5 protein-coding genes and 1 pseudogene are annotated in these 6,440 nt (G+C 47.0%); 3 read left to right on the top strand and 3 right to left on the bottom strand.

What is annotated here, in order from left to right; all coding sequences use genetic code 11:
- The 3 genes and pseudogenes from GC093_RS35640 to GC093_RS01325 all read left to right on the top strand — a co-directional run.
- A pseudogene (locus GC093_RS35640) lies at positions 1–108 on the top strand (carbohydrate ABC transporter permease); the annotation flags it as partial.
- Between the two features lie 486 nt (positions 109–594).
- Entirely contained in the window at positions 595–1,572 is a 978-nt protein-coding gene (locus tag GC093_RS01330; protein WP_246313278.1) for a protease complex subunit PrcB family protein, read from the top strand.
- 159 nt (positions 1,573–1,731) lie between these two features.
- Positions 1,732–2,517, top strand: a complete 786-nt coding sequence (locus tag GC093_RS01325) for an alpha/beta fold hydrolase (protein ID WP_171650049.1) — start codon at positions 1,732–1,734, stop codon at positions 2,515–2,517.
- A 154-nt stretch (positions 2,518–2,671) separates the two neighbouring features.
- Here GC093_RS01325 and GC093_RS01320 read toward each other — a convergent pair whose 3' ends face one another.
- The 3 genes from GC093_RS01320 to GC093_RS01310 all read right to left on the bottom strand — a co-directional run bounded on the left by GC093_RS01320 (position 2,672) and on the right by GC093_RS01310 (position 6,357).
- On the bottom strand, positions 2,672–2,863 hold the full coding sequence (locus GC093_RS01320; protein WP_171650048.1) for a hypothetical protein: 192 nt from the start codon (positions 2,861–2,863) through the stop codon (positions 2,672–2,674).
- A gap of 136 nt (positions 2,864–2,999) precedes the next feature.
- The gene (lplT, locus tag GC093_RS01315) at positions 3,000–4,235 is read right to left on the bottom strand and encodes a lysophospholipid transporter LplT (protein WP_246313277.1); all 1,236 of its coding nucleotides are present in this window, start codon (positions 4,233–4,235) and stop codon (positions 3,000–3,002) included.
- A 4-nt stretch (positions 4,236–4,239) separates the two neighbouring features.
- Positions 4,240–6,357 (bottom strand): AMP-binding protein, encoded by a 2,118-nt coding sequence (locus GC093_RS01310; protein ID WP_171650053.1) that lies wholly within the window; start codon positions 6,355–6,357, stop codon positions 4,240–4,242.
- Positions 6,358–6,440: the final 83 nt, after the last annotated feature.

The raw sequence follows: 6,440 nt of genomic DNA, 5'->3' as shown, positions 1-6,440 counted from the left end.
ATTAAATACGCTACTATTATGGTGGCAACTATACCTATTCTATGTGTGTACCCTTTTGTGCAGAAATATTTCGTAAAGGGTGTTATGGTTGGAGCTTTAAAAGGATAATCAATTAATAGGAGTCTGTTAATTTAAAAAGACTGTTTATCGGCCCGTTTGTAGTAAGGGGCTGGATGAACGGTCTTTTTTAAGTGTCACAAAACAGAAAGTAGAACAAAAGAGGGATGGGTGTGGGATGGAGGAGCGATAGCATCCGCATTTGAAGCGCGTGCTCCAAACCGCTGCCAAGCCATAAATTAAAAGGAACATGACTTCAACAGCGGCCGGAATCCCACACCCAATTCCCTCCCCAAGTACCAACGTATGGGTTTGCATACAAAGGACCTGAGGCACTGCCTCAGGTTTTCGCTTACCTGTAACCTAACAATAAAGTGGATTAGGCTACAGAATACGCACCCAATCTTCTAAGCAAGCAGACAGGCCGTTTTTTTTATGTTTCAGCAACCTTTTTCAGAACATGACCGTCTATATGAATAACTCCGGAGCAATTTAAGGCAATAAAATAATAATTTCCCAATGAAAAGGATGAATCTGATGAAAAAGCTACTTTCTGTTATTACTACTGCAGCGTTGGTTTGCAGCTTATCTGCAGGTTCTGTGTTTGCATTTTCAGATCTGGATACAGCGGAGAAGGAGCCAATCCTCCAGCTGAAGGATAGAGGAATAGTTGCGGGCTTGGACAGCGAGCATTTTGCGCCGCGGGGTACAATCAGCTTTGCGCAAAGTATAAGCTTACTTGTAAAAGGGCTGAATCTCAACATCGACACAATCAGGTTTATCAAACAACCGCTGGCAAGCGATTATTTCACGAATGTGCCTAATGATGCTTGGTATGCAGAAGCCTTTATTATAGCCAAGCTGAATGGTCTTGAAATCCCGCAAAATGTGGATCCCAATGCGACAATTACACGTGAACAATATGCCAATTTGCTAGTTCCTGCCATGGAGACCAAAGGACAATTTCCATTAATAAAAATGCTCATTATATTTGCTGACGACGACCAAATCACTCCGTCTTACCAAGGAGCTTTGCAGCGGATGTATTTGTATAAGCTAGCTAAGCTGGACGAGGATCGTAAGGTAAATCCAAAGCAGGAGATGACCCGTGGTGAAGCAGCGGTTTTACTGTACAACGCAATTCAATATGTTGAAAAGCATACGGTGCAGCAGCCGCAGCCCCAGCAGGGTGATGTAAAGGTCATTGTGGAGCAGGTGAACGCAGATGTGAATAAGGTCATCCTATCCCGCGGCGAAATGCCGAACCCTGGATATGGAATAGCTATTACTGGGATTAGCTTTCAAGCAGACGGTACAGCAGCGATTACTTACACGCTTAGCGATCCGAAGCCGGATGGAATGTATGCTCAGGTGATTACGGAGGCGAAGGCGGAAACCTATGTGTCTGCCAAATACAAGCCAATTGCCGTAAATGCAGCAGGATCCCCCTCTAATTCAACAGGAATCGTAGTTGATCCGACAGCACCAATTATTAACCCATTCGCGAACAATTGAGTAATGCTTATTATTACAACACTCTTATTCTGCTTCCGGCTAACAAGCTTAGGCGAAGCGGAATAGAGTGTTTTTTGTTTACTTTTTTTGGGTAATAGTAAAAGATTGTGTTAAAATGGCGCTGTTGGATATCCTTAAGATAAGGAAGGAGCTGGATAGATGGATAAGAAGTATTTTGAACATGAGGGTACACGCTTCGCATATACGGAAAAAGGTGAGGGAGAGGCAGTTGTGCTGCTGCACGGTTTTTGTGGGAGCTCCGCTTATTGGAATAAGCTCATGCCGCTGCTGCCTAATAATTACAGGATCATAGCACCTGATTTGCGGGGGCACGGGAGCTCGTCTGCGCCAGAGGGTGACTATACTATGGAAGTACTAGCTGAGGATCTTGCACAGCTGCTTCAGCATCTTAAGGTTGAGCAGGCAATTGTATTAGGTCACTCTTTGGGCGGCTATGTGACATTGGCTTTTGCGGAACGCTATCCTAACCTGTTAAAGGCTTTTGGTCTCATTCACTCGACAGCCTATCCAGACAGTGATGCAGGCAAGGAAGGCCGGGTCAAAGGAATGGAAACGATTCGGGAAAAAGGACTGCCGGTCTTTATAGACGGCTTAATCCCTAAGCTGTTCGCGCCCGAGCATGTGAAGACCATGCCTGAGGCGATTCGTGAAGCCATTACAATTGGTGAGAGCACGAGTCCCGATGGTGCAATCCGCACATTGGAAGGCATGAGAACACGCCCGGATCGTAACGGTGTACTGGCAGATGCCCAAACGCCTGTACTGCTTGTAGCGGGAGTTCATGATCAGATCATCCCCCTTGATCGGGCGTTTTCAGTGAGTGGCGAGCAAATTGCGCAGCAGCAAATTGAGGGTGCGGGCCATATGAGTATGGTAGAAGCACCAGAGAAGCTGGCAAAAGTGATCAATGAGTTCATAACGTAATAAACTTGAAATCTTATTTTAATGTGGCATTAAGAAACTAAGTCTATACTAATATTCAACCCCCCTTTTCTTATATAAGAGACCCATCGCTCAATTGAGCGATGGGTCTCTTGAATGTGTCCTTGCTGAAGCAGGATTCGATACACTTTCCTTTTCAGCTGCGAAGCATAAAAACTAACAATACGACCAGTATTACGGTCATGGCAATATAATAAACCCCAAGTCGTCCCCAATTGCCGACCAATTGTCGATCATAGGAGGGGTCGCCTGCTTTGTTTTTCTTTGAGAAACCGACTAGAAGCGTACCAATAAGAGCCGCAAGCATGGTGACAATAATTAAAGTCATGTAGGTTTGCATGGAGTTTAATTCCTTTCCGAACGAATGTTGTACTTATATTATACTTTTTCCTCCACGCTGTAATAGATTATTTGAAGCCCAACTATGACAAATTTGTAGCAATAGCTTGCCGGGAGCTACATGTTTAAGCTTTCAATCGTTTTACCTGGCTTGATAAGAAGACTATGAATACAGCAAGTGCAATTCCAACCCCGATTATAGAGCTGTCTGCTGAGGCCCCCATCTTGGTTATTTGTGTGTAGATACCCACTCCAGCTAGCATGAGCGCATTCTCCACCATGTTCTGTATGGCAATCGTTTTACCAGACCCAATCATCCGGTGGCCCTCATCCTGCAGAGCTGAATTCATCGGCACGATGAATACGCCTCCGGCAAAGCCGATTAACAGCAGGAGCACAACAGCCAACGGCAGCATGTAAGTTAGTGGAAATAGCAGCATTGCGAAGATCATGACAGCGCCGAATCGATAAGCATTGTAATACTTTTCAGCAGGGATCAGCTTCGGAGTGACAAGCGCACCAATCATGATGCCCACACCTGTAATTGCCGTTAGCATGGAGATTTGGTCCAGCGAATCGATGGCAAGATGAATGGGAACCCAAGCGATCAAGGCTAATCGAAATACGGCTGACGACATCCAGAAGGATCCAGTGCCTATTAAGGCAAAACGGGTTTTACGATCCGCAAACAGCTTTCCGGTTTCCTTAAAAAAGGTTAGCATCTCACGTCTATAATGCAACTGATTATTGACGGGACCTTTGGGAATAAGTAAGGTCATGAGCAGCGAAACCAGGTACAAGGCCAAGCATACCGCCAATGCGGCATTGATGGAGTAGCCTGCCAGCGTTCCCCCTGCCAGCGAACCGGTCAAGATAGCGAGGATGGTGAAGCCCTCCATTTTTGCATTGGCTGACAGCAAGCCCGACTCGGTTGTTGTTAACTCAGTCAGAATGCCATACTTGGCTGGCGAATATACAGCAGCTCCGATGCCGACAATGGCATAGCTTACGGCGGGATCAAGGCCAGTGAAGAGGCCAACGATACCTATCGCTTTGATTAGGTTACCGATTAAAAGCACATGGGATTTGGCATTTTTATCTGCGAAGGCTCCAACAAAAGGAGCAAGAATGACAAAGGCGAACAGGAAGGCGCCTTGAACGACGCCGATATAGAAGTCAGGAAGAGCATAGTTCTTGATCATTGCAAGCGTGATGAACAAAATCATATTATCGGCAAAAGCGGATAGGAATTGTGTGAACAAAAGCGTAGAAAGTGGGCTCAACAGACGCTTCAGCAGGCTTTCCGGTTTCCTACCCACAACAACTTGAGTGGACAATGGATTCGTTCGGTTCAGATTCATTAGATCAAGCTCCTTTATCCAACGAGGATTCCGCTAATTTTTTTAAGGAAAGGTAGTCGGTTTTACCGCTTCCAAGAAGCGGGAGCTTATCGATCACCTCAAGCTTGGAGGGGAGCAGCAGAGGAGGGAAGCCTGCATCGAGGATATGGGCCTTCAGCTCCTGCTGACTATAGTCGGGCTTAGTGACGTAGAGCACAATTCGCTCTCCCTTACGACCGTCTGGGACGCTGATTGCGCCTATCGCTGAGTCTCCATAACAAGCTGCCGCCATCTCCTCAACAAGCTGCAGAGAAATCATTTCACCGCCGATTTTGGCGAACCTCTTCAACCGCGATTTGATGGCAAGGAAGCCTTGCTCATCCAGCTCTACTACATCTCCGCAATCATACCATTCCTGCGAAGGCACGAAGCCTTTACCATGAATCAAATACCCTTTCATCACATTAGGCCCTTGGATTAGCAGGCTGCCGCCTGATTCAATGCCTTGAATGGAATCCAGCTTGAAGCGTATTCCCGGCAGAGGTCGTCCGACTGTACCCTTCTTATAGGCTAGCGGAGAGTTGATTGAAACTATAGGAGAGGCTTCCGTGGTGCCATAGCCTTCCATGATGCGAAGGCCGAATTTTTGGCTCCATAGCTCGCTTACTTCCTTCTTCAATTTTTCTGCGCCTGTGACTACATATCTCAACGAATGAAAGTCGTAAGGATGCGCTGCGCGTCCGTACCCTGCAAGGAAGGTAGAGGTACCGAATAAAATCGTTGCATTACGGTCATAAACGACTTCCGGTATGACACGGTAATGAAGGGGGCTTGGATACAGAATAACTGGCATGCCGGTCAGAATGGGCAGGAGCGTGCCAGCCGTCAATCCGAAGCTGTGGAACATAGGCAGCGCATTGAACAATTTATCCGCTGAAGTGAAATCAAATACCGTGCGGGCTTGTTGGATGTTGGCGTACAGCTGCTCATGACCGAGCACAACACCTTTAGGCTTACTTTCACTGCCTGAAGTGAACAGGATAACGTCGTTAAAGCCGTGATTCGCTTTTTTACGCAGCATCAGGTCGGTTAACCCTCCCCATTTATCGGAAAGACGGACGTCAGCTTTGACGTCTTCCAAATATATGATGCTGCACTGCTTCGCAAGAAGGGCAACCGTCTCCTCCAGCTTAGCTTTCGCGACGAACTGGCGTGACGTAAGAATCGTTCGCAGCACAGCAGTCTCGCAAGCATCCTGCAGACTCTGCGCACCTGCGGAGAAGTTCAGCATCGCTGGGGTGACGCCTAGCCGGAACAGGGCGAACAGTGCGATCGCATGGCCGTTCGAGTTAGGCAGCAGCAAGCCGGCTGCTGCTTCGCCTCGCAGCAGCGGGCGCAGCTTGCGGCCGAATACATAGGAAGCGAGAACCAGCTTCCTATAAGTCAGCTTCTGCGACATGTCCTCGCAGATGACACGCTGCCAGCCATTGCGCGAAGCTTGCAGCAGCAGCTCATTAAATAGATTGACGTCACGCTTCAATCTGCTTTGCAGCAGCTCTTCCTGCAGGACGATGAGGATCTTGTCGGCTGCAAGTTCCTTTTGCAGCTTCATCGAGACATTCGGCTGTTGGGCTATGCTGAAGGCCTCGCCAATCTGGATGTCAATGGCAGGGAACCATACCGTCCTGATTTTATGACCGATATAAGAGAGCTTGGAACGTTCCGCACCATTGATGGCGATTGGAAAGATTCTAGCATTGGTTTTCATTGCGATATATCCAATTCCGCTGTAAATTTTCATTAATCCACCGGTTACTGTAATACGTCCTTCCGGAAAAAGTACCAACGGAACACCACTTTGAACAGTTTTGACCATCGTTCTGACCGAATAGGGATTCAAGGGGTCAACGGTAATATGTTTACGCAGCTTAAGCAGTGGACCGAGTCGTTTGGCGATTGTTGTGTTTACTACAAAGGTAGCTTCTTCTGGCAGGTAAGCTGCGAGTAATGCAGCATCAAGCAGTGAAACGTGATTGGATATGAGAATAGCGGGTTGGCTGAAGTCGAGTTTCTCCAATCCAGCGATTCGAAATTTAAAAAAAATCCGAAACACAAGCTTTAAAAAGGCTATAAGAACTGACATCATACGGATCGACTCCTCTTATGGGGACTGTCTTTGAACGGCTGCTCTATTACCAGGTGCTAATTGTATAATTGTATTGTACA

Source organism: Paenibacillus foliorum (assembly GCF_013141765.1).
In the GTDB taxonomy this organism is placed as follows: domain Bacteria; phylum Bacillota; class Bacilli; order Paenibacillales; family NBRC-103111; genus Paenibacillus_S; species Paenibacillus_S foliorum.
Note: the sequence above shows the minus strand (reverse complement) of the source record. Positions and strands in the feature narration are given on the sequence as shown.

Coding starts and splice junctions, on each gene's coding strand:
- GC093_RS01320 (WP_171650048.1), bottom strand. CDS start 2,863: ATGACTTTAATTATTGTCACCATGCTTGCGGCTCTTATTGGTACGCTT.
- lplT (WP_246313277.1), bottom strand. CDS start 4,235: ATGAATCTGAACCGAACGAATCCATTGTCCACTCAAGTTGTTGTGGGT.
- GC093_RS01310 (WP_171650053.1), bottom strand. CDS start 6,357: ATGTCAGTTCTTATAGCCTTTTTAAAGCTTGTGTTTCGGATTTTTTTT.
- GC093_RS01325 (WP_171650049.1), top strand. CDS start 1,732: ATGGATAAGAAGTATTTTGAACATGAGGGTACACGCTTCGCATATACG.
- GC093_RS01330 (WP_246313278.1), top strand. CDS start 595: ATGAAAAAGCTACTTTCTGTTATTACTACTGCAGCGTTGGTTTGCAGC.